At 34.0% G+C, this 25401-nt stretch carries 22 protein-coding genes; 18 read left to right on the top strand and 4 right to left on the bottom strand.

Annotated elements, in window-relative coordinates; genetic code table 11:
• Positions 1-75: 75 nt before the first annotated feature.
• The 10 genes from PFY09_RS07390 to PFY09_RS07345 all read left to right on the top strand — a co-directional run bounded on the left by PFY09_RS07390 (position 76) and on the right by PFY09_RS07345 (position 8023).
• Complete coding sequence (locus PFY09_RS07390) at positions 76-645, top strand: helix-turn-helix domain-containing protein (protein ID WP_271161992.1); 570 nt, start codon at positions 76-78, stop codon at positions 643-645.
• Positions 642-1898: a site-specific integrase gene (locus PFY09_RS07385; RefSeq protein ID WP_271161991.1), complete on the top strand. Its 1257-nt coding sequence runs from the start codon at positions 642-644 to the stop codon at positions 1896-1898. Before PFY09_RS07390 ends, PFY09_RS07385 begins: the two co-directional genes overlap by 4 nt.
• The gene (locus PFY09_RS07380) at positions 1895-2758 is read left to right on the top strand and encodes a hypothetical protein (protein ID WP_271161990.1); all 864 of its coding nucleotides are present in this window, start codon (positions 1895-1897) and stop codon (positions 2756-2758) included. Before PFY09_RS07385 ends, PFY09_RS07380 begins: the two co-directional genes overlap by 4 nt.
• A gap of 140 nt (positions 2759-2898) precedes the next feature.
• Positions 2899-3243 carry a helix-turn-helix domain-containing protein gene (locus PFY09_RS07375; protein ID WP_271161989.1) on the top strand — a complete coding sequence of 115 codons (345 nt, stop codon included), beginning with the start codon at positions 2899-2901 and terminating at the stop codon, positions 3241-3243.
• Entirely contained in the window at positions 3240-4478 is a 1239-nt protein-coding gene (locus PFY09_RS07370) for a primase-helicase family protein (RefSeq protein WP_271162335.1), read from the top strand. The genes PFY09_RS07375 and PFY09_RS07370 overlap by 4 nt, the downstream gene beginning before the upstream one ends.
• Positions 4479-4755: 277 nt before the next feature.
• Positions 4756-5433 (top strand): DNA primase, encoded by a 678-nt coding sequence (locus PFY09_RS07365; RefSeq protein ID WP_271161988.1) that lies wholly within the window; start codon positions 4756-4758, stop codon positions 5431-5433.
• Complete coding sequence (locus PFY09_RS07360; protein WP_271161809.1) at positions 5423-5641, top strand: toprim domain-containing protein; 219 nt, start codon at positions 5423-5425, stop codon at positions 5639-5641. The genes PFY09_RS07365 and PFY09_RS07360 overlap by 11 nt, the downstream gene beginning before the upstream one ends.
• A gap of 157 nt (positions 5642-5798) precedes the next feature.
• Entirely contained in the window at positions 5799-6257 is a 459-nt protein-coding gene (locus tag PFY09_RS07355) for a plasmid mobilization protein (RefSeq protein WP_271161808.1), read from the top strand.
• Positions 6250-7398: a relaxase/mobilization nuclease domain-containing protein gene (locus PFY09_RS07350; RefSeq protein ID WP_271161987.1), complete on the top strand. Its 1149-nt coding sequence runs from the start codon at positions 6250-6252 to the stop codon at positions 7396-7398. Before PFY09_RS07355 ends, PFY09_RS07350 begins: the two co-directional genes overlap by 8 nt.
• 10 nt (positions 7399-7408) lie before the next feature.
• Positions 7409-8023 (top strand): hypothetical protein, encoded by a 615-nt coding sequence (locus tag PFY09_RS07345; protein ID WP_271161986.1) that lies wholly within the window; start codon positions 7409-7411, stop codon positions 8021-8023.
• Positions 8024-8164: 141 nt separating this feature from the next.
• Here PFY09_RS07345 and PFY09_RS07340 read toward each other — a convergent pair whose 3' ends face one another.
• The 4 genes from PFY09_RS07340 to PFY09_RS07325 are packed head-to-tail and all read right to left on the bottom strand — an operon-like array spanning position 8165 to position 16783.
• A complete protein-coding gene (locus PFY09_RS07340; RefSeq protein WP_271161985.1) occupies positions 8165-8632 on the bottom strand; it encodes a hypothetical protein in 468 nt (155 codons plus the stop codon).
• A gap of 6 nt (positions 8633-8638) precedes the next feature.
• Positions 8639-12085: a DUF6443 domain-containing protein gene (locus PFY09_RS07335; protein ID WP_271161984.1), complete on the bottom strand. Its 3447-nt coding sequence runs from the start codon at positions 12083-12085 to the stop codon at positions 8639-8641.
• 6 nt (positions 12086-12091) lie between these two features.
• Positions 12092-15220 carry an RHS repeat domain-containing protein gene (locus PFY09_RS07330; protein WP_271161983.1) on the bottom strand — a complete coding sequence of 1043 codons (3129 nt, stop codon included), beginning with the start codon at positions 15218-15220 and terminating at the stop codon, positions 12092-12094.
• Between the two features lie 6 nt (positions 15221-15226).
• Positions 15227-16783 (bottom strand): T9SS type A sorting domain-containing protein, encoded by a 1557-nt coding sequence (locus PFY09_RS07325; protein ID WP_271161982.1) that lies wholly within the window; start codon positions 16781-16783, stop codon positions 15227-15229.
• A gap of 834 nt (positions 16784-17617) precedes the next feature.
• On the opposite strand from PFY09_RS07325, the gene PFY09_RS07320 reads away from it, so the two are divergent.
• The 8 genes from PFY09_RS07320 to PFY09_RS07285 are packed head-to-tail and all read left to right on the top strand — an operon-like array spanning position 17618 to position 25401.
• Entirely contained in the window at positions 17618-18187 is a 570-nt protein-coding gene (locus tag PFY09_RS07320; protein ID WP_271161981.1) for a restriction endonuclease subunit S, read from the top strand.
• 1 nt (position 18188) lies between these two features.
• A complete protein-coding gene (locus tag PFY09_RS07315) occupies positions 18189-19718 on the top strand; it encodes a type I restriction-modification system subunit M (protein ID WP_271161980.1) in 1530 nt (509 codons plus the stop codon).
• 10 nt (positions 19719-19728) lie between these two features.
• Positions 19729-20724, top strand: coding sequence for a virulence RhuM family protein (locus tag PFY09_RS07310; protein WP_271161979.1), 996 nt, complete (start codon positions 19729-19731; stop codon positions 20722-20724).
• Positions 20725-20745: 21 nt separating this feature from the next.
• The gene (locus tag PFY09_RS07305; RefSeq protein ID WP_271161978.1) at positions 20746-22029 is read left to right on the top strand and encodes a nucleotidyltransferase domain-containing protein; all 1284 of its coding nucleotides are present in this window, start codon (positions 20746-20748) and stop codon (positions 22027-22029) included.
• Complete coding sequence (locus tag PFY09_RS07300; protein WP_271161977.1) at positions 22016-22480, top strand: hypothetical protein; 465 nt, start codon at positions 22016-22018, stop codon at positions 22478-22480. Before PFY09_RS07305 ends, PFY09_RS07300 begins: the two co-directional genes overlap by 14 nt.
• Entirely contained in the window at positions 22458-23630 is a 1173-nt protein-coding gene (locus tag PFY09_RS07295; protein ID WP_271161976.1) for a restriction endonuclease subunit S, read from the top strand. Before PFY09_RS07300 ends, PFY09_RS07295 begins: the two co-directional genes overlap by 23 nt.
• Positions 23627-24652, top strand: coding sequence for a CBASS cGAMP-activated phospholipase (locus PFY09_RS07290; protein WP_271161975.1), 1026 nt, complete (start codon positions 23627-23629; stop codon positions 24650-24652). The genes PFY09_RS07295 and PFY09_RS07290 overlap by 4 nt, the downstream gene beginning before the upstream one ends.
• Positions 24649-25401, top strand: a complete 753-nt coding sequence (locus PFY09_RS07285) for a GGDEF domain-containing protein (protein WP_271161974.1) — start codon at positions 24649-24651, stop codon at positions 25399-25401. The genes PFY09_RS07290 and PFY09_RS07285 overlap by 4 nt, the downstream gene beginning before the upstream one ends.

Here is a 25401-nt window from a genome sequence, read left to right as displayed (position 1 = left end):
TATAATCTGCGCCTTATGCGTCTTATTTTATTTTAGAACAAAAAATAGCGATAATGTGCAGGGTGTTATTTCAGAATGGGATTTAGTAAATTAAAAATACCGAGGGTATGTGAGCACTGCTCTAAACCATTTGAAGCAAAGACAGTTATAACTCGTTTTTGTAGTGTTTCCTGTGCTAATAAAGCAGGGAAAGAACGAAAGAAATTAGAAAAGGAGCAAAAAGAGAAAGAAACACTTTTAAAAAAATATTCCAATAAAATTGCTGAAGTTCAAACACGAGAATTTATTTCAATAGCCGAAGCTAAAGTAATGTATGGAATTTCAAAAGATACGTTGCATAGATTAATAAAAAGAGGAATAATAAGCAGTGTTAATTTGGGTGTAAGATTGACCAGAGTAAAACGCTCGGATTTGGATGCTATGTTTACTGAAGTTAAAGTTCCGTATCAAAAAGAAAAAATACAAGAAGAGAATGAATTTGAAGTTGGAAACTGTTATACGCTTTCCGAAGTTTCCCAAAAGTATAATGCAAATCCTTCAACTGTTAGTGGTATTATTAGAAAGAATAATATTCCCAAGAAAAAGGTCGGAAGTTTTGTATATGTCCCTAAAAAACGAATTGATGAAATATTTGACGGCAAATGAAAGAATTATTAAAAACCAAAGTTACCGTAAGGCTTAGAAAGTCAGAATTCCGAAAAGAATGGTATATCTATTTGGAAAGCTATCCTGTGATGGTTTCCGGAAAGAAAAACCCTCAACGAATTCGCGAGTATTTAAATCGGAGTGTGACAACGGTGGAGTTTGATAAAAGAAGACCTGCGAAGACAGCCCTAGATTCAATTTCTTATAAACCTAAAAGAGATGATAACGGCATAATTGTTTGCAAAAGCGAAAGCGACCGGGAAACAATGTTGTACGCAGATTCAATACGAAAGTTAAGACAGAGAGAATACGATAATCTTGAACTTTACAATGAACTCAACCAATTTCAGGCAGAACAGAAAGAAAAATCCCAGGAAAATTTTGTTAAGTATTTCCATGCATTAATCAAAAGACGTCATAAAAATAATTCAGAATCAATTAAGGTAAACTGGGAAAGAGCAATAGATTTATTAATCTCTTATGCCGGAGAAGTAATTCCATTTTTTAAAATTGACATTAAGTTTTGCGAAGATTTTAAAACTTTTCTGTTAAGTGCCTCTCTTGGAGGGAATAAAAAAGGAATTTTATCCCAAAATAGTGCTTCGACGTATTTTTCTGTTTTCAAAGCCGCTTTAAAACAAGCTTTTATTGACGGATATTTTACAGCGGATATTTCCGCCAAAATAAAAGGAATCCCAAGTGAAGAATCAAGAAGGGAATATTTAACGATTGATGAGCTTAATATTTTAGTTAGAACACCTTGCGAAAATGATGTTTTGAAACGAGCAGCAATTTTTTCTGCTTTAACAGGTTTACGACATTCTGATATTCAGAAATTGAAGTGGAATGAGATAAGTGTTGAAAATAATCAGCTGAGAATTAATTTTACTCAAAAAAAGACAAAAGGCGTGGAATATATGCCGATTTCTCAACAGGCTTTAGAAATTTGCGGAGAACCAAAATCACCAGACGAATTAGTTTTTGAAAATTTAACTAATTCTGCTTGGATTAATCGCCCATTAAAAAACTGGGTTGCAAAAGCAAAAATTCATAAGAACATCACGTTTCATTGTTTCCGTCATACATTTGCAACACTCCAATTATCTAATGGAACAGATATTTATACTGTAAGTAAAATGTTGGGACATACCAATGTAAAAACAACTCAGGTTTATGCAAAAGTGATTGATGAAAAGAAAAATAAGGCAGCTGAAGCCATCCAATTAGAATCTCTAAAGACCAAATCGGAATGAAGATAAAATACTTTGAATATATTGCCATTTACCTATCTGTTTTTTTGTTATGTATTTTAATTGGAATATTTGGAAGGTTAAAATTAATTGAAAAAGGGGCAGATGAATATACTGCTAATGTATTCCTTTGGTTTTGCATTGGTTTTGGAATTTTGATGTTCGCAATTCTCAGTTTGTTTATTGACATAGTATATAAGTGGGTAATGAACTTTTTCTTAAACAAGAAAGAATCTGGATTAACTAAAAGTCAAGTTACAACTGAAAGGAATCAAAAAGTAACAATAGAGCAAGAAATTTCAGCTGCTAACATTCAACCTTTGGAAACATATATACAAATTACAGAAGATAATAATATTGTTCCGGGTAATAATCAAAACACTGATGAAAATACTCAAATTTTGGAAGTTGATACTCAAAATGTAATATCAGAAGATGTGAAGGTTTTTCCACTTTCAGATATTGAAAAAATCAGAACTAAGGCTAGATTGAGAGAGGAAGAAATCATTCAGGAAAAGTTAGATTTTTTAGTGAAATATACACAAGAAAAATTAGCACTATATATTTCCGATGAAGATTTATATAGGTTTTGCGATTATTTGGTAGTTTTTCTTAAAGATGGTAAAATTGGGGATTTAAAACCAATTAAGATAACAGTTCTTAGTACGACGGATTTAAAGCATTTCGGATGGAATGTGTGGAATCATTATAAGGGAAAGAACGAACGAAAAGATGTTGCTATATTTTTAAAGAAAGTGTTTCCGCAAACATTTAAAGGTTCGGAATTGCAAACAATAGAAAAACAACTTACCTCAAGAAAAAATGAAGGTAAAATTAAAATCGAAGAAAATTTACTTAAATAAAGGAATTTTTCAAATGTCATAAATTAATATAAAGTAGAAAATCATTATTATTTACGTATGATTTAAATATTCTTAATCATCAGAAAAACACAAAAAGAACATCAATTATCATTGCACCATAACAATCAAAACCAATTATTATGGAGGCAAATGAAATTTCTTTTGAAAATCTACCAAAAGCAGTAGCTCACTTAACAACCGAAATCGCCGAAATTAAATCTATGGTTCAGAATGTGAGAATTTCTGAACCAAAAGAGAAAGGTATTCCTATTGGAATTGAAGATGTAAGTCGGATTATCGGAAAAGCAAAACCTACGATTTATACGCTCGTAAGACAAAGAAAAATTCCTTGCTATAAAAACGGCAAAAAACTCTACTTTTTTGAAGAGGAACTTCTGGAATGGATAGCTGAAGGGAAAAGAAAAACAACCTCAGAAATTGAAATCGAAGCACAACAATTTTTAAATAAAAAGAAAGTGCTATAAAAGACAAAATTCCATATTTACGAGTAGGAACAACCTATTACAAAACCATAGAAAAACCATTGATCTCCGGAGACAAGATATCAATTTTGGTACGATGGAACCGTGAGACCATTATCAGTGACCACGGTAAAATCTACGTTTCAAAAATCCCGAAGTATGATGGCTTTTGCTGTATCCCTTCACATTTGCAGTACCAAAAGATTATTGAGGGATTTTATAATATGTACAATGAAATTCCTTTTCAGCCAATTAATGAAGAACTCAGCTCTGAAGCTTTAAAAAACAAAATTCCATTTTCCCTGCGGTTTATGGAGCATATTTTCGGAGAACAGCTGGAATTGGGATTCGACTACATCAAAATATTGCTTGAAAAGCCAACTCAAATGCTTCCAATTCTTTGTTTGGTCAGTAAGGAACGTTCTACCGGAAAATCAACCTTCATCAAATGGCTGAAATCTATTTTCGGGCTTAATATGACCTACATCAAAGGCGATTCCTTCAGCAGTCAGTTCAATGCGGACTGGGCTTCGATGCTTATTGTAGCCATTGATGAAGTATTTTTTGACAAAAAAGAGATCACTGAGCGACTGAAATACCTTTCCACAACAGATAAGGACAAGAAAGAAGCCAAAGGAAAAGACCGGGAAGAAATTGAATTTTTCGGGAAATTCATTCTCTGTTCAATTAATGAGGACAACTTTATTCAAATCGATGAAAATGAAATCCGGTTTTGGATAATCAAAGTAAAATCCATCAAGACAGAGAACACTGATTTTCTACAAGGCTTAATCAAAGAAATTCCCTATTTCCTGCGCTTTCTGATTCAAAGAATTTATCACAGTCCCAGGGAAACCCGTATGTGGTTCACAGATTCACAAATCAGGACAAAGGCATTACAAAAACTGGTCTGGAAAAACAACAATAAGCTCGAATCAAAAATCATCGAACTTTTGTATGAGTTCTTTGAAAGCACCGAGGATAAGGAAATTCAATTTATCCCGCAGGATATCTTCAATATGTTGGGTAAGATGTTCAGGAACCAATATTGGACGGTCAACGATGTGCGGAAGCTTCTCAAAGAAAGCTGGAAACTTGAACCTCAGAACAATTCATTGGCTTATATCAAATATGACATTGATTACAGCGGAAGTTTCTATCAGCAAAACAAGACCGGCAGATATTTTAAAGTAGATAGAAATTTTGTTTTCCAAAAATTTGATGAAATGATGAATTGATTGATAATGAAAATAAAATCAATTAATTACGTCTCATCAAAACCTTCATCAAATTTTAGAACCCTAATTTTTGATGAGAAACTGATGAGGAGAATATTTCAAATTTGATGAGATGATGAGACTTTGATGAGGGGGTAACTTTTTAATATTTAATAAGATGCATTAATTTCTCATCAGTTCATCAAAAATTTTGCAAAATCAAATCCACTCACTTGAACCGGTAAGCATTTCTTGGATTTATTTCTAAAACAAGTACAAATCTTAAAAAAATACAACAATGAACTGCAAACAATTCAACAGTATACCGTTGGAAGAAGTCCTCCTTTCTCTCAGACACCTTCCCACGAAACAAAATGAAAAAGAAGCCTGGTATCTCAATCCCTTTGCCAACGAATCCCAAGCCTCTTTTAAACTCGATAAAAGAATTAACGCCTGGTATCTTCATTCACAAGGAATCGGTGGAAACAATACTGATTTTATGAAAAAATATCTGAATGCTTCGGCAAGTGAAGTTTTAGTTTGGGCAAAAAATAACAATTTTTCTTCTTTTCAAAAGCAAAGTTTTTCTAAACCAAAATTAGAAGATCTAGTTAAAAACTATGATATAATTGAAGTAAAAGGAATCCAACATCCGGCGCTTTTAGATTATTTAAAAAGTAGAAAAGTTGGAAATCAAACCGAATTTTTACAAGAGATTCATTATCGAATGAACAATAAAAGATTTTTCGGAATTGGTTTCAAAAACAATTCAAACGGTTACGAAATTCGCAATAAATATTCAAAAATCTGTCTGGGTAAAAAAGACATCAGTAGCATAGAAAACGGTTCAGATTCAATTTGGGTTTTCGAAGGTTTTTTCGACTTTCTTTCCTTTAAAAATGTAGAAAGCTATTTAGAAAAAAGACCATCCGACTATATCATTTTGAATTTTGAATTCGGTAGCAATGATTTCTAGGATTAAAAATTCATTCGGAAACTATGAAAATATTGAGCTGTATTTTGACAATGATAAAGCCGGAAACAGAGCCGTTGAAATAATTAAAAATGAGAACCAAAACGCAGAAGACTGCCGGGTTCTGTACTCATATTTTAAAGATCTGAATGACTGGCTGATTCACAAAAATCCATCCAATGAAAAACACGCTAGATACATGATAAGATAATAAGATGAATGGAAAATAATACAGGTAAAATACGGTGGGTAATTAGTGCAAAAAGTACCCAAAGTTTACAATAAGCGTTGCCGCTGATTGTAAAATTGGAATTTTTGATTTCTTCCTATCGTCATAAATGGTTACTAATCAAAACAAAATTAGCACAATGGAAAAAGACTTTTTAGAAGAGTTTATAATTAACATTACCAAGGAAAATGAGGCAAGAATTGCTCGAGAAGCAAGAAAGAAACACTTTCAGGAATTGGGCAGAAAAGGAGGTTTGAAGAAAAAAGAATCATTCCATCTCAATAAAGTTATTTCATTTCGGGTGACAGAATCTGAATATGAGGATAATCTGAAAAAGGCAATTAAATATAAGCTTAAGTTATCAACCTACGCAAGAATGGTTTATTTAGAAAAAGAACTTAAGATCAATGAATTTCAAGCTGATGAAATTTTATTACAATACGGAAATTATTTCAAAAAAATAACTAATCTTTTACGAAATCGGGAATGGAATGTTTTTGAGAATAAAAAAGAAATTCTTTTAAACATCGAAACTACAATTGATCTAATCCAGCAATACTTGTACTCAAAAGTGAAACAAAGAAATACTGATGAATAATTCTGCGACTACGAGAGCAATCACAAAAATTGCTTTGGAATATAATGGTAATGATAAAGGAACAGCAGAGATGGTGGCTTCGAATTGTCTTTTGAGTGAAACAGCAGAAGGACAATTTCACGAAATGAAGACAGTGGCTGAGCGAAATTCTAAGGTAAAGAAATGGGCACTGACCGGTTATATTTCTCAACCAGACGAAATTGGAAGAAAATTAAGTGATGAAGAACTCAGAAAAATTGTAATAGAAGCGCTTACAAAAGTAGGCGTAACAGGAAAAAATCAATATCGGCTGGATATACATAACAGTACAAAACATAAGCATATTCATTTTGTCGTCAACAGAATTGATATTTCGGGAAAGTGTACTGTAAAATCTCATAATATTGGAAAAAGATTTGGAGAAGCTGTAAGAGAAGTTTGTAATGAAAAAGGTTTATTAACCGATATAGAGATTGGGATGCAGAAAAAAGCTCATATGCTGGAAAATTTGATTGAGGCTATTAGGTCAGAAGATAATTTTGCCGATATCATTTCTAAAATGAAACAAAAAGGTTTTGAAGTTCAATTATCTTCAAATGCAAAGGATGGAATTTCGGGAATGCGCATTATGATGACAAAGGATATAAACCATGAAACCCTTCGTCAATACAAAGCTGGCTATAAATTATCCGAAATATCAGGTCAGCTAAAAATTTCTGAGATAAAAAATATATTTGAATTGAAACAAGCTGTTAAAGAGGCACAAAAATATGCTGGTAATCTAAACTGTTTTCGGGAAAATCTTCAAAAAGCAGGGTACACAGTGAAAATTCAATACAAAGGAGAATTTAAAGCCGGTCAAAGAAATGAAATTCAGGATTTATGGATAAATAAAATTGATAATAATCAACAAAAAAACGGATTTTTTTTCAGGAAAAATATAGGGTTTTCTTTTTCTGCAATAGATTCTAATCTTGCTGATTGGGTAAGATCAATAAATCAAAGCAATACAATTTATGATGCAGGTAATCATTTGAATTTAACAGCAAATGAAAGCATGATAGAAATTGCAAATAAATTATTAGATGATCTTCTTAACCCGACTTATGTTTCTCGTGCCGATGAAGAATTTTGGAAAAAGAAGCGAAAATTAAAACGGTAATTAACAAAATATGGAAAATGAGAATAAAGGCTCACACAGTAACGGAATGGAACTGTTAGAAAAGGTAATCAAATCAAATTTAGACAATATAGAACATAATGTTAAACTAAGATTTGAAATTGACGATCTTAAGACATCGTTGAATGAAGTGCAATTCGGATTGAAAGATAGCAATTTGATATCTGATGAAATCTTAACCTCTTTTAAATTAGAAAATATCAAAAGAAAGGAATTTCTTAACAGTATACCTGTTAAAATAGAAACAGTTCCATCGCAAGAAACGATTGATTATTATGAAGGTTTTCAAGAGAAAATAAAAATTATGAAAAGATTTGCTTGGGCAGGGATTGTAATTTTAATTTTTGCAGTTTTAATGATGATTGTCACTGTTAATTTTGCTAATAATTTTTACAGGGAAAGTATTAAATCTAAAAGCGAGATTCGGGAGGAAATAATGAAAGAAATAGCTGATAAAGGACAAAATATTTATGATGAAAATGAAATTAAGATCTTAAATAACAATACAAGTGTCATGCAAAAATGGATGAAAAAATATCCAAAAGAAGCAGAGAAGTTTCAACGGTTCAAAGATGGTTATGAGGCAAGGGAAGACACTATACCGTAAATTGTTATTGGGAAAATTTTAAGGCATGAACTTTTTTTGCAAAAAAGGAGCTGCCTTCTAAAACACAAAAGCCACTGCAATTGCGATGGCTTTTTATTATTGCTCACGGATAAAATCCGCGAGAGCGGGATTGGCTAAATATTATGGTAATTTTATCTCTCCACAAATATTAATTTTATTATTCTTATTATTATAAACATCCCCTTTCAGAAAAAGTTTATTCTCATTTTTTTTAAATTCTATTTGAAATGAATTTTCATGAGGATTAAATATGTCATTATAATATTTGGTAAATAAAACAACTTTCTTTGTAAGATAATAATCGCTCTTGTTGCCAAATTTAAATATAGTATCGTTTTGCGGATTCTTAAATCTTATATTTAAATTATAATCTTCAATTAAACTTCTATAATTAATATCAAGATAATTTCCTGATTTTATAATTTCTGTTTGCTTAATATCTTTAGGTATTTTTACATCAATTTTTTTTATTTTGATAGTACCTAATGAAAAGGAATCATTTATATAAATTTTCTTTTTATAATACTGACTATTAATAATAAAAATACTTATTACTAAAATAAAACCTATGGCGATTGTTTTTTTCATATACTCTTATCTTGTTTGAGGTTTGGTAATAATCAATTTGCTATTTTCTCCTGAATGACTATTGCTTACTTTATCAATAACCTTTGCTGATGTAGCGGTTACCTGTCCTATAGTAATATCTGGTAATCCTTCTGCTAATTTTGATAAAGGAATACCTATATTATTAAATGCTGATGCTATATCATCACCATTATCATAATCACTTTGCCCATGAAACTGTTCTCTAGCTTCGTTTTTAATAAAATCTGCATCACCATTTACCTTCCCTGCAATATCATCAACTTTAGCTTTATAATGACCTCCATCAGCTTTTTCAATTTCATTATTTGTAGCTAATCTCGTTGTATTATTTTTCACCTGAGAAGTGTATTCTGTTGATGTAGCCTTATTCCCCATAGCATCAGTGTAGCTACTTTCATATGGTGTAAGAACTACAGTTTTTTTATTTATGTAAGTATTGCCTACTGCTCCTTCTGAAGTTAAATAAGTAGTTATATTTGTTTCATTAACAGTCTTTTTCCCATTTTGACCTAATGTTGAAACAGAAGTTTGGTATACAACTTTTCTAATATTCTGACTTTGCTGAGCATATGTGATTGTCATTTTTTTAGGACCTCCCGGTCCCTCCCAAGGCTGTCTACCATCGGGATCAATAAATCGAATCGGATTATTAAACGCATAATTGTAAGGACTATGACGACGCATTTTTTCTGCCATCGGATCAACGACACTCCATCTTCCGATATCTGCCATATAAAATCTCGCACCATAATCATACATCCCACTTTCCTGCAATTCCTTCCCGTTGTACTTATAATTGTACAAACTATTTACCCCAAAAATCGCCTTCTCTTCCCTCAAAATATTCATTCCGAAAGGATAATAATCATTCTGATCGGTAATTTCAGCAAAGCCTCCTGCATTTTTTTTATAGCTTACCCTTACATTTCCTAAATGATCTTTATACTGGTAAATATACTCTTTTCTTTCGTAATCATAAAATCCTTCTGCAGTCGGGAAAAAACTCAGTACAGGAACCGGATGCTCTGTGGTTGCATTATCAATAAAAGCCTCCTGTTCATAAGCAAATTCCATAGGATCCAACTCATTAGGTTCACTTCCTACTGTACTCAGATACTGGAAGCCATCCAGATAATCTGTAATGGTGGTATATACCGAACCATCCTGCTTTTGAAAGTTGATTGTCTTTCTAAGCTTGGCTCCATCTGTACGGTAAAGGTGAATCATTTTCTTCTTAGTTCCTTCTATTTTAAAAGCATTAGGTAGATTCAGGTAGTTATACCCGATCTGGTCGATCTGCTTATCCGGCATGGTTTTCATATTCCCATTTTCATCATACTCTATGTCGCCTCCACCACCTTCATATCCTGTAGGATTATTACTGTAATCTCTTATCTGAGTAAGCTGATTCCCTAAATATTTGTAATCCAGATCATCAATCTGCTCTGCAGTATTACTGTAAAGATTCTTCGCATTCCTTTTAAGCGTCTTTATATTCCCATTCAGATCATAACTTAGCTGCTCATTATTCCAGTTGTTTTGAGGAACCACACTGTCCGGATTTAAAAAAATTCCCTTGGTAAGGCGGTTCAGTCCGTCATACTGATAAGCGTATCTTTTCAGGATCTGGTTGGAAGCTATTTTCCAGTTTACCTCAGAGATATTCCCATTGTATCTTTTGAGCGAGAGCTCGGCATCGGTAGGATTCTGGTAACGGATATCATACCCGAAAAGTTTTCCGTTCAGGTTTGCAGGATCATTGATCCCGGTCATCCATCCGCGGATATTGTAGGTGTAATCAATTCTCTGAAGATTGTTTCCCACTTTTTTACTCGTCAGCTGTCCTTTTTCATTATAACTGTTTTCTGCCAGCAGCTCTTCTGCGTTATTGTCTACCTGATGGTAATGCTTCAGAAGCATATTCTGGGCATTATACACAAATCTTTCCTTTACCTGAACTTCCGCTGTATTGGTATCCCTTTTATGATAGGTATTGGTTTTCTGCGGAATTCCCGCAAAATCCAGAAGGGTTTCCGTTTTGGTATATCCTCCGAGATGGTTAACAGAATGCGTCCCGATGGCTCTTCCTTTAATGTCATACCAGGTATAATTCTGCGTCCAGCCATCGTTCTCCACATTCTTTACGTAAGAAGCCGTGGGTAGGCTTTTGGTGCTGATATTAGAGGACAGGGCATCCTGCGTAAGAACATTCTGTCCCAAAACCTGCGTCGGAACAGCTGGTGCTCCCGAAGGATAGATATCGTAATAATTGACCGACAGAATACTCACAATATTGGTAGGATAGGCAGTATTGCTGTAGTACAGCTGCATATTGCTGTATACCAAAGGGGAAGTACTCCTGCTTTCGCTGATAGCCGCATTGGAAGCTGTCGAATTTACAGCCTGCTGTACTGTATTCCTGTCACCTCCTGTGGTGATGCCGGTATAAAGAACTCTTCCGAACTTATCGTATTTTATGAAAACCCATAGGTTGGTTCCCCAATTGATCGCTCCGTTTTTCATATTGGTGTCCTGAGTCATGATCACACGGTCTGCTTTATCATACACCATATATTCCCATCCTTTGCCGGGTAGCTTTTTTTCCACCAGACGGTTCCAATTATCATATCGGTACTGATAACATAAGTTGTCGAGTATATCCTGATTTAAAGTGCTTCCAACAGATGCTGAAGGAGGTATTACAAAAGCAAGATTCTGATAGGTATCATATACATAATAGGTGTCGATATTTTGGCTTCCATCATTTTTACGGATCAAAATTACCTGTCCTTTACCATTCTTAAATTCTGTAGTAATATTACCGTCTTCATCCGTTACTGTATTCTTATAGAGTTTATTTGCTCCATAGGTTCCGTTGATACTTATAGAATTTATTGCTGTTTTATTTGTCCAAGTTGTTGATACGGTGAATTTTTTCACCTCTCCGTCACTGTTAAAATCATAACCAAACTGTACGGGTTTAATGTCCCATGCATTTCCTACCTGCTTTTGTTGTAATACCCTGTCCAGAGGTGAGTTTTCCAATATCTTTTCAGAATAGATTTTCTCAGCTCCATATAGGGCAGGCTGGGTAGCGTTGCTCAAAGGAGAAGTATAGATCGCTCCGTTCTGGGTTCCCTGCTGGGGAACGGGAAGGTAATCCTTCACCTGTATTCCGAAGCCGTTATATTCGATATGTTGTACCACGTCTTTTCCGCTCGGAGAGGCTTTTACATTCACCACCTGCTTTGGTCTTCCCAGACCGTCAAAATACTGGACGGTTTCAGTCTGTTTCGCTGTAGCACTGCTTGTGGTAACAGCTTCCAGGTAGGTCTTGCTATAGATATAGTTTTCTGTGAAACTTGCCTGATTCTGGCTGTAAGCCAGTCCTGATAAAAAGAGTGTTCCTATGGGGATTAATATTTTTTTCATCGTGCGTTAGTTTTTATAATTGTATTTGAATTCTTTCAGGATATTTCCTGTCTGATTATTTTCTCTGATCTCTTTCAGCCTGTTGGCAGAATCGTAGAGATACACTTCCCTGATTCCTGACGATGGCGTGATGCTTCTTACACCGATTAAAGGATCATACGTATAAGTCGTTACCTGATACCCTGCCATAGAAGGATCTTTTCTGAAGGTATCCAGAAGCGCAAGAAAAGCGGATTCATCATTGCCCGGAGCTGCCGAAGCATCCGTATTGGAAGCCGTCACGATGCTGTTGATTAATGCCTGTGAAATATCCGACAGTTTAATGCCAATGATACTGGCAATAGGCTGGGTTTGGTTATAGCCCCAGATGATGGTGGTCGGGATTCCTTCTTTTGTTGTGTATTGGAGTAAATTCCCTCGGGAATCATATTTATCATAGGTAACCTCTGTTTTATTTTCTGAACCCATATCGGAATACTGGCTTCCTGAAACTACAGATGTCGGGTTAAGGTGTACCGGATCATCGTATTTGGTAAGGGCACTTGAATAATCCTGGCTGCCTCTTGAAGTTGTTTTAAACAAAGGAACGGAAATCATATTGGCATTTAAAAGCTTTTGCTGATTGGCTTCCTGTGCATAAGATAAAGTTGAACTTTCAGAGCTCCCGTCAGGAAAGATTGCTACCTGGCTGCTAAGATTATTATTGCTGTTATAGCCATAATTATTCTGAGTAATGAACTCTTTATTATTGATATATTGGGTTGTTACGGATGATGTTAAAAGACTTTCTTTGGAGAAAATAGGATAAAATCCACAAACAGCAATAGGATGATCGGTTAAGCTATTCTGAGGGCAGTCATTTTGTTGAAAAGAACACGTACTTGCTTTGGTGGCAGTATTACTAAAAAGAACAGAAGCGCCATAAAAAAAATCTGAAAATACATAATTGTAATTATTAGCCGTCTTTTTTAATAAAGTATTGTTATTATCATACAATTCCACACTTTTTACCAAACCATTCTCCGGATTTTTGGAAGTTAATGCAGGGATATATACCGGAATATTATCATCTTTATACAGAAAAGGAATATCCTGATTGTTGTAGTAAGTTGTGACGGTTTTTCCTTTAGAATTATTATTTCCGTCAACTTCTTTTTTAATTACAGTGGAATATCCAAAATAATTGCCTGAGGATAATGGCGAAGATATATTATCTGAAACAGAAACGGAAGATAGTATGGACTCGAAGTTATAAATCTGAACCGCTGGTCCTGAATTATAACGAACAGCGTATTTATATTTATATTTTTTAAATAAATCTAAAGGAGTTATAGATTGTCCCCCTTCATAAGAGTAAAGGTACTTTTCCGAAACAGTACCCGTATTATCATAATTTATTTGCTCTCTCAATCTTAATCCGTTACCCGTATTTTGGTTGGGAGAAAAATCGTTATTCAGAAAAAAGTTCTGTCCGCTATTCAATTCATAATTAAAAGTAGTATATCCTTTGGTAGGATAAATAACCTTTTCTAATATTCCGGCTTTAGTATAGTTAATATCTGCAATTTTTTTATTGTTATTCTTACTTCCTAAAGGGATAGGATTATTCACAAAATCTGTTGGATTAGCAAAGAGCGTTGAATTATTAATCCCGCCATTATAAAATCCCCAATAATCTACAGCAAAAGAATCTTTGTCTACTAAAGGGGTCGTATTATAAGTGAATGTATACTGATCAACATCATTGATAATTAATGCATCTAATTTTAACCTCTTAGATAATTGATCTTGAGTAATTGAGGTCGGATAATTATTCAAAATATTGAGCTCCGTTATTTTATCTCTTACGGTAATGCTGCTGCTTGAATTAAAATACGAGTATAAGAAATTTATTTTTTTTGTTGTAAATAGTGCAGTGTTTTTGATCGTAATTTCATCAAGTTTACGATTGTCAGTATAATCCACCCTATTTGAATAATTAAACATAACTGTTCCAAAATTGCCCGAGATAGACTTAACAGCTAAGATTTTATTTTGAAATTGTCCCCCGTTCATTGATGGCGGCACAACAAAAGTTCCGGTCTGACCTCCATAATATGGAACTGCTGCATTTATATCACCTATTTTATATTCATCTCCCTGCCCTCCTGACGCCAGATTACATGTAGAAGGATTAATCCAGTTAAGTCCGAAGGAATCCAGTGAGGTAACATTTCCAGAATATGACTGGGTATAATTTAAATTCTGTGAATAAAAAGGGATAAACCGGACATTCGACAATTCATCATATGTGAAATTGATCGTATTATTGTTTTTGTCTACTATCTTTGTGATCACAAAATTCTTCCCAACAGAATCTGATGCATCAAGACTATAAGTCTCATTTTTGCTAAAATAATATTTTATTCCGAATGGATTCGTTATAATAAATAGATCGGAGGTATTGTAGTCTATTTTATATCCTTTTTTATTTAGGCATTTAAAAGTGGGAGTAAAACCAGTTCCACTGATCGTTTGAAAATTAGAAGTGACAAAAATTAATTTCTCTCCAAAAAGATTACAGGTAAATATATCCGGAGCTGTATCAAAATCAGTAACACTGGTATTATAATTTTTAAAAACGTTATCAACGGGTAATAAATTCCAATTAATCTTAAAAAACGTACTTCTGTCTTCGTTAGGCTGAAGTAAGTATTGGCTGGGAATAGATGTATTATCACATACGGCAAACCTATTTCTTATAACAGGAGGGGTACTATCGTATAAAAAAGTTAATTTCAGCTTTTTTGTTGCTTCAAGATCATTCAAACCACCTTGTACATCCTGAGTAATATTGGCGAATGGAATTCCCCAGCCTAAACCAACGTTGGACGCTTCATCTCTTACTTTTATCCCGTTGCCGGAAATATATTTTAAAACAATAGGTATTTTTATATCTCCGCTTTCAATATTTGCCAAAGGAATAGAAAAACTATTACTTCCGGTGTATTCTGAATTTGTTACAGCACCATATTTCTCAAGCATTTTTATCGAAGGAGGTTTTGGTAAATTATCTACATAGTACTGATTATAATTTTGTTGAGCTACCAAACTTTTAATAGTAAAAAATGTTGATAGAATTATCATTTTTCTCATTTGTATTTATTTTTTAATCAATTTGGCATTCGCCGTTTTGTCATTGGTTTTCACCACCACCAGATATGCCCCCTGAATCAAAGGCTGGGTGTTGATTTTGGTGATCTTATTTTTTGTCTTTACCGTTTCAAGCTTTCTTCCGCCCATGTCGTACACCGCAATTTCAGCCTCGAATGCTCCTTCTCTCAAGCCCTCAAACCCAAGCTCCACGTACACATAATCCGTTACCGGGTTCGGGTAGATCTTAATATCCTGCTTTTCGATCAGTTGATCAACCTGTTTATCCCCCAGCTTCACGATCTTCCAGTTTTCTTTCCCCAGTTCCTCTGCGCTGGTTCCTGCAAGTACAATTGATCCGTCACGGTTCAACTTAATATCAGATAGCCGTTCCTCTTTTTTTCGGGATTCTCCCTTCACGTGCTTTCTCCACTGCTCGTTTCCGTTTTGGTCGAGATACAGCATCCAGAAAGTCTCGTCATCATTTTCAATCCTGCCTTCCGCCTGTGTGTAACCGCCCAAAAGAATCCCTTTGGAAGTTTTATCATCAGAACCATGCAATACGCTCATCCCCATCAGAACGTCGCGGTTCTTGAAGTTGTAGGATTTCTGCCAGAGTTCTTCACCCCGATCATTAAGAGACAGGAGCCATAAATCTGTACCCTCTTCAATACCAACGGATTTATTTCCCGATCTTTCCGATCTGGATTCTCCTCCGATCAGATAACCTGTTGAAGTCAGCGCCAGTGTTCTTAAATGATCGTCGCCTTTTCCTCCGAAATTCTTTTCCCACTGGATCTGTCCTGTATTACTGAGCTTTACAATATAATAGTCCCCCTCGCCATAGTTTTCCGTCTTTTTTGAACCGCCCACGTTGCTTTTGGAATAGATCCCTAATAAGACACCTCCATCTTTAGTGGGGATCATTTTTTCCACTTCATCCAATCCTTTACCTCCTAATACCAATTGGGATAATTCCTTCCCGTTTATATCCAGTCTTACTACCAAAACATCTTTGGATCCGTAGCCTTTCGGTGAGTTCTGCACATTGCTTACTACAAAGAACCCCATATCCGTCGTCTGAATCACCGCCTTAGCTTCTTCATCCGCAGCACTGCCTATGGTTTTCTGCCATAATTCATCGCCAAATTCATTGATTCTGATAAGCCAAAAATCCGATCCGCCTTTGGAATCCTCCTTTTTATCCAGCCCTTTTCCTGAATAGCTGGAACCTGCTAGAAGAAACCCTCCTTCCTGAGTGTTGACCGTTGCCGACAAAAAGTCATGGTTTTTCCCTGAGAAATATTTTTCCCAGACCTCTTCGCCCTGCTGGTTGAGTTTTACCAGATGGAAATCATAGCCGTTGTTTTGTAAGGTTCCTGAGCCTGTCGAAGGATGGATGCTGCTTCCGGTAATTAAATACTGCTGATCGATGGTCGTAGTGACCTGTGAGAGAAAGTCCTGTGTAGAAGACCGGATGTCTTTCTGCCAGACCACTTCCTGAGCAGAAGAAAAACCACCCAAGAATACGCATAGTAGAAATGCACCTACATAATTTTTTTTCATTGTAAATATCAAATTTTAAGTTACTAATATATTTTTAATTGTGAGTTGTTCGCAATCCGTAAAAACCCCATATTTTGGGTCTGGATTTAGCCAAATTATTTTAGCTTGATCGGTTGTTTATTTCCATTTTGTTTGTCTTAAATATTATTTTTTGTTTCTGGCAGCAAAGATAAATTCGCAGAACGTCAGAACGTGTCGTAGTTTATTGAAATGCATTTCGACTGCAAAAAATCTTTGGGTGTAATAATAAAGAAAGGCGCGGAGTTGAAGCCAATCAGTAACAGAGGCACTCGGATGCCCTACAACCAGATATGACTTACAACCCGCGCCATATAGATGCACGGGCGTAAGCCTATCATTTTCAGGTTGTATAGAAGATTCCGAGTTTTCTGTTACCTTAATGATAGAAACTTACGCTTGTTTCGTTAAAATTATGCTTCAAATGTAAGTAATATTTCCGAAAACAGAATCACCGTATTTTTACGGTAATTTATAATTTTAAAATGTGTATGATTGGAAAAAATGACTTTCGTCTTTAATAAGACAATAAATTTTCATTTGATATTTTTCGTAATACTTCCAATAATTCTTCTGTAACTTGCATCTAATTTGTTCATTTTAAATATTTTGTATTCGATTTAATTTGGTGATTTTCAATAAGATGAATAATTTAATCTGCTTTAAATTATAATGCAAAGCGAATATGAAGTATACTTTATTTAAAGTAGTTTTTTTATAAATGGTTTTTTTTTTGAAAAACTCTACAAAAAAATTATTTTGTGAATTCAGAAATATAATTCTATATTTGCAAAATGATATTTGAAAAATTCTACAATGATTAAAATTACCAAAACAAAGTTGCAAAACATTTGTGCTTTAAGTTTCGGGCAATATATAAAAGCATCTAATAAAAAGGGGATTCCTTATCTGCAAGTGAAAAACTTTTCAGACAATGGAATGTATCTGAATAATGTAGATTCTTATGTGAATGCCGATGAAATTTCAGAAAATATCCTTCTTAGACAGGATGAAATTCTTTTTGTAAGCAAAGGAATGAAGTTTTTTGCTTTTAAATACGATAAAGAAATGGGAGATGCTGTGGCTTCTTCTATTTTCTATATTATAAAAGTAGATTCAACGGTAGTTTTACCAGATTACGTGACGTGTATCTTAAACCATTCCAAAAGTATCAGTTATTTTAATCAGGTAAGTGCAGGAAGTTCCATTCCATCTATTCGAAAGAAAGAGTTGTTGGATTTTGAAATTCCTATACCTTCGATGGAAATGCAGAAAAAAATTGTAGACATGTATAAAATTCATAAAAAAGAAATAGAAATTCTTGAACAGTTGAAAGAAAAAAAACAAGTATTGTTCAATCAAATCATTAATAATTTTAGCAAATAATATGGAAACAAAACTAACACAACAAGATATTAATAGAATCGTTTGGAAAGCTTGTGATTCTCTAAGACCTGTAATGGGAAGTGGCTCTTATAAAGATTATATTTTAACCTTGCTTTTCGTTAAATATTTATCGGATGTATGGAAAGAGAAAGCCAATGAATTAAGAATAAAGTACGATGGCAACGAAGATATGGTAAAACGCCAATTAAAACGGGAGCGTTTCTTTTTACCTGAACAAAGTTCTTTCGATTTTTTATTTGAAAACCGAAACGAAAGCAACATTGGCGAACTGATAGACATTGCTTTAACGAAATTGGAAGATGAAAACCGTTCAAAACTGGCAATGGTTTTTCGTAGTATTTCATTCAATTCGGAAACGGCTTTTGGTCCAACTAAACAACGTAACCAAATCTTGAAAAATCTTTTAACAGATTTATCAGAACTTAATTTAGAGCCTTCGCATTTGGCAAATAACGATGTTATTGGCGACAGTTACGAATATTTGATTTCGATGTTTGCAGGCGAAGCTGGGAAAAAAGCAGGTGAATTTTATACGCCTTCAGAAGTCAGTACTTTATTAGCTAAATTGATAAATCCCCAATCTGGTGACCGTATTTGCGATCCTGCTTGTGGTTCTGGTTCTTTACTGATCAAAGTGGCAAAAGAAATCGAAGGTAAAAATTATGCGCTGTACGGACAAGAAAATAATGGTTCTACTTGGGCTTTAGCTCGTATGAATATGTTTTTGCACGAAGAAGACAATGCTGAAATTGCGTGGGGAGACACCCTGAACAATCCTCAACTCAAAGAAAAAGATACACTAATGAAGTTCGATATAGTAGTTGCTAATCCTCCTTTTTCTTTAGATAAATGGGGGGCAGAACAGGCTTCAGTAGATGAATTTAACCGCTTTCACAGAGGTATCCCTCCAAAATCTAAAGGAGATTACGCATTCATTAGCCATATGATAGAAACTACTTTTGAAGATAAAGGAAAAGTTGGCGTTATTGTTCCGCACGGTGTTTTGTTTAGAGGAAGTAGCGAAGGTAAAATCCGCCAGCAACTCATTGACGAAAACCTTTTGGAAGCGGTCGTTGGATTACCAGCCAATTTATTTTTTGGAACAGGAATTCCTGCGGCTATTCTTATTTTCAATAAAGCAAAAGGCAATAATACTAATGTCTTGTTTATAGATGCCAGTGCAGAGTTCGAATCTGGGAAAAACCAAAATAAAATGGCAGATGCTCACATCGAAAAAATAGTGGCAGAATTTAAAAAATTCAAGTCTTTACCTGCTTTAGATACAGAAAGCGGAGAAGTTTTGACGGAGAAATTTTCCTATCGTGCTACCTTAAAAGATATTCAGGATAATGAGTATAACCTGAATATCCCTCGTTATATCGACACTTTTGAGGAAGAAGAACAAGTGGATATAAAAGAAGTACATACGGAAATTGTGGATCTAAAAAAACAATTAGCCGAAACCGAAGCAAAAATGGAACAGTATCTTAACGAATTAAACCTTATTTAGTTTTTTGTTTATGAAAGAGTCTGAAATTATTTTATATACGACACCTCAGGGAAATGTTAAAGTTGAGATACGCTTTGAGGAGGAAACTTTTTGGCTTACACAGAAGAAGTTAGCAGAGCTTTTTGATGTAGAAGTACATACCATCAACTACCACTTAAAAGAAATTTTTAAATCAGGGGAATTAAATGAAAATTCAACTATTCGAAAAATTCGAATAGTTCAAACCGAAGGTGCAAGAGAGGTTTCCCGAGAAGTTGATTTCTATAATCTTGATGCCATTATTGCAGTGGGTTATCGTGTAAATAGTTATAATGCTACACAATTCCGTATTTGGGCAACCAATACTTTAAAAGAATTCATTGTAAAAGGTTTTGTGATGGATGATGAACGTTTGAAGCAAGGTCAAAATTTTGGAAAAGATTATTTTGATGAATTACTAGAACGTATTCGTTCCATTCGTGCTTCTGAACGTAGATTTTATCAGAAAATTACCGATCTCTATGCAGAAGCCAGTATTGATTATGATGCGAATGCACCTATGACACAAACTTTTTATAAAACGGTGCAAAACAAATTGCATTGGGCAATTACTGGTCATACCGCTGCCGAACTCATTAGTACAAGAGCCAACGCAACATTACCCAATATGGGCTTACAAACGTGGAAAGCTGCTCCTAAAGGAAAAATCATCAAAACAGATGTGTCGGTTGCCAAGAACTATCTGAATGAAGAAGAATTAAAGTCATTAGAACGTATTGTGAGTATGTATCTGGATTATGCAGAAAACCAAGCTTCTCGTCAAATACCTATGAAAATGGAAGATTGGATCAGCAAACTAGACGCGTTTTTAGGCTTTAATGAATATCATATTCTTACCGATGCTGGAAAAGTTTCGGCGGCAGTAGCCAAAAAATTAGCTGAAGCAGAATATGCCAAATTTGCTCCTATACAAGACCAGAATTACATTTCGGACTTTGATAATGAGATAAAAAAAATAAAAAAATAAATTAATACCAAAATCACAATTATGATAAACTTTACGCAAAAACAAGAAATCGACGAAATTTTAGATATACTTGGTGAAAACTTAAGTATTACCGAAACTCAACATAATGCTGCTGTTCAAAGTTATAAGGCAGTTGGAAATTGGCTTACTAATGAAGAGTCTGAGCTAGCTCGTTATAGCCCCGTAATTAGTCCTCAAGGTTCATTTATTATTGGTACTACAATCCAATCAATTAATCCAGATGATGACATTGATCTTGATGTAGTTTGCGAATTAAACGGTAAAAGACCCGATTGGACGCAAAAAGATATTAAAGAGCTAGTCGGTGATCAACTCCGCAATCATAAAAAATATGAATCTATTCTAGATGATGAAGGGAGAAGATGCTGGACTTTAAAATACAGAGAAAATGGAAATCCTAATGAAAGATATCATATGGATATTCTTCCAGCTGTAAACACAACGGGATATTCAATTATTTTAGAAAAAGCATATTCAAATCTTAAAGACCAAAGCTATGAAGATTTGGTGTTGAGTATCACGGATAATGAGAGAATTCCCGAATATTTAACTTCTACAGAACCTGAAGAATGGTTGCAGAGTAATCCTTTTGGCTATGCTAAGTGGTTTATGAATATTGCTGATAACATTAAAGGACAAAGAACAAAAATGTTTTCTTTAAACGAATCCGTTAATCCTACTCCTAAATATCAGAGTGAAAGATTGCCATTGCAAAGAGCTGTTCAATTACTCAAAAGACACCGTGATATAATGTTTCAGGATTATAGCGAAGATGATAAAAAGCAAAAACCAATTTCTTGTATCATTACAACATTAGCTGCAAAAGCTTATGATGGTGAAGATAATATATACGATGCATTATTAAACATCATCTATAAAATGGAAGATCATATTAAAGATGGATATGATGATAAACTAAAAAAAGATGTAAAATGGATTTCCAACCCTACGAATGAAGCAGAAAATTTTGCTGACAGATGGGCTATTGAAGGATCGAAACGTGAACAATTTTTTAACGATTGGCTAGTTAAACTAAAAGCAGATTTTGGAGGATTAGGTAATAATCTTAATAGAATGAATTTAAACGAATCCTTAATAAAATCTTTCGGGGAAGCTCCTGTAACCAAAACATTTTCTGATTTAGGAAACCGTCGAAGAGTTTTAACCGAATCTGGTGGAAACTATATAGACAGAAAACAAGGTGTCATTGGTGCAGCGGTAGCCGGACTAACAGATGTGGCAAAAGTTAGCAATCATAATTTTCACGGGAATGAACAAAGCTAAGAAACTTACTATTTACAATCAGTTAGCAGGTCTCAAAAAAGACTTTGGTTTTGGAGAAAGTAAGATTATTGGTGGTAAAATGCTTCAATGGATAGGGATTTTAAAATCCTCACCTATTGGAGATGAATATAAAGTAAAACTTACTTATGAATTGGGAAAAAACCCTAATGTATTTGTGTTAGAACCAACACCGTTAAGATTAGCAAAAGGAAAGACTTCTTTACCTCACGTATATGACCATAAAAAACAGCGTTTGTGTTTGTACTACCCAGATTGGAAGGAATGGAATAGCTCTAAATCTATTGCGCAAACAGTTATGATATGGGCAATAGAATGGTTATACCATTATGAATTATGGCTAATTACAGGTGGAGACTGGTTAGGTGGCGGAACAGTTCACGGAGCTACAAAAAAAGATATTATTGAAAATGAAACAAAAAACACAATATAAACAAACACCCATCGGTCTCATTCCCACAGATTGGGAAGTGAAGAAGTTGGGGGAAGTAGTTGAATTTTTAGATGGGAAAAGAAAGCCTATAAAAGATAGTGATCGCTCAAAGATGAGAGGATCATATCCGTATTATGGAGCATCAGGAATTATAGACTATGTTAACGATTTCATTTTCGATGATGAATTAATATTACTTGGAGAAGATGGAGCAAATATTATTAATAGAAGTTCACCCTTAGCATTTATGGTTGAAGGTAAAATTTGGGTAAATAATCACGCACATGTTCTTAAACCATATTCACATTATAATAGAGCATATGTCACTGAGTATTTAGAAAGTATATCTTACGATAAATTCAATACTGGAACCGCACAACCAAAACTGAATAAAGATATATGTTCAAAAATTCTAATCCCACTTCCTCCACTACCAGAACAACAAAAGATTGCCGATGTATTATCTACGTGGGATAAAGCTATACAAAATACTGATGCCATCATAAAAAAACTAGAAGATAGAAATAAGGCGCTGGCGTTTTCGTTCTTGAGAGGTAATTTAGTTAACAAGAATTCTAGAAAAAAATCATTAAGCAAATTCTTGACATTTACACCAAGAGAAATTGAAAAACCAGCTGAAAATTATCTTGCATTAGGTATTAGAAGTCACGGGAAAGGAATTTTTCATAAACCAGATTCCGACCCGAAGGCGATATCAATGGATAAACTATACGAAGTGAAAGAAAATGATTTCATTGTAAATATCACTTTTGCATGGGAACACGCTGTTGCCATTATTAGCAAGAAAGATGAAGGTGGTCTGGTTTCTCATCGTTTTCCAACCTATGTGATTGATCAAAAAACAGTTTCTGTTGAATTTTTTAGACATATTATTTTGCAGCCATTCTTCAAGCAAATGTTGGATAACATTTCGCCTGGAGGTGCTGGTCGTAATAGGGTTTTAAGCAAAAAAGATTTGTTGAAGTTAGAAATTTCTGTTCCTTCTCTGGAAGAACAGCATTCAATTGCAGAAATATTAAACACCGCCCACCAAGAACTGAAACAATATCAAGAAAAATTAAAAGCCTTACAGCAACAGAAAAAAGGATTAATGCAGCAATTGTTAACTGGTAAACTAAGAACAATATGAGTGATAAAAAGTTTAGAGTGCTAAGTTTGGATGGTGGTGGTATCCGTGGTATTTTTCCAGCAGTAATTTTGAGCGAAATCGAAAAGGAATTGAAAGCTAAAGGATTTAAGGACTGGCAAATATTTCAGAACGTGGATTTAATTTTTGGTACTTCTACAGGTGGCATACTTGCGTTAGCTCTATCTCTTGGTATTCCTGCAGAAGAAATTAAAGACCTTTACTTTAACAACGCTAAAAATATATTTGGTAATAAAAAAGGATTGCTAAAGTGCATCAACCATTCTTCACACGATAGAGCTAATCTTAAAAGCTTATTGGAAGATGTATTTAAAAAATACCATAATATTTCCATTCCTAAACTCAAAGACTGTAAAGTTCCTGTTGGGGTATCAATTTACGATTTAAGCATTGGAGAACCATCTGTTCTAAAAAGCCTTTACCATCACAGGTTTACTCGTGATCCTAATCTTCCATTACTAGATGCTGCCTTATCAACTTCATCGGCTCCTACATATTTTGACCCATATTCTGGCAATATGTATAAAGATATGAAAGGAGATGTTCTTCAATTTAAAAATAAAGTAGATGGTGGAGTTTGGGCTAATAATCCAAGTTTAATAGCTTTGATTGAAGCTCAAAAAGCTTTTAATAAAGAGTTAATTGATATTAACTTGCTCTCAATTGGTACAGGTGAAAGAATATTTTTAGAACCTAATAGAGAAAATAAGTTTGGAATCTGGTATTGGATAAATCATAGACGTAAAAGAATTATTGAGTTGTTTATGCAAGGTCAATCTCAACAAGTGGAAAATATTTTAAGCTTATTAAAAAATGGTATTGATAGGCAAGAACCAGATAATTTCGCATACTTAAGACTTAATACATTATTTAGAACAGAGGTAGAAAACATTGAAATGGACGAAACTGACATTGAAAGACTTAGAGATCTTGAGATTCGTGCATTAGAAGTTTACAATGAAAACAAGGTCGAAATTTATAAACTACTAAATATAAACCTATGAAAAATATTAAAAAATCATTTGAAAAATTTAAATCTGAATTATTATCAAAAGGGTTTTATGATATTTTCAAAGCAATTTTGATTTTTGTGGGAGGTTTATTGTCGACATATTTAATTAGCTTATTTCCTTTCGTGAAAACGTTTTTAGTTTCTGATGTTACGATGCCTATGTATTTTATAATAACTTTAGGGATATTCATTATTAGTTCGCTTTTTTTGCTTTTTAGATATAAGTCAAAACTTGATAATTTAATAAGAGATAATAATATTGACGAATTAACTGGTTTAAAAAATCATAAAGCATTTAAAATTTTATTAGAATCCTTACTGAAAAATTTTAAAGATAATATTAGTGTTATCCTAATTGATATTGATGATTTCAAATCCTTTAATACAGAGTACGGTTATGGAGAAGCCGATTTAATATTAAAGAAGTTAGGCGAATTACTTGGAAGTGATAAAAGAGCAACAGATGAAACTTTTCGTTTCTTTCAAAGAGGTGATGAGTTTGTTGTTATTGCTAAAGAAACCAATCTCGGTCAGGCTTTACAGGCGGCTGAACGTAAGAGAAAAATGATTAGTAACAATATTTTTTCAGTTGGAGATAACAAACATCATTTAACTATTTGTTGTGGTGTAACGACTTTGAAAAAGGAGGATTCAATTGAGACTTTAACTAATAGAGTTTCTAAAGCTCTAGAAGAAGCCAAAAGTATAAAAGGTAAAAATAACACTAAATCAATTAGTTAA

This window comes from Chryseobacterium gambrini (assembly GCF_027920505.1).
Lineage (GTDB): Bacteria > Bacteroidota > Bacteroidia > Flavobacteriales > Weeksellaceae > Chryseobacterium > Chryseobacterium gambrini.
The sequence above is the reverse complement of the archived record's forward strand: the minus strand, read 5'-3'. Positions and strand labels throughout refer to the sequence as shown.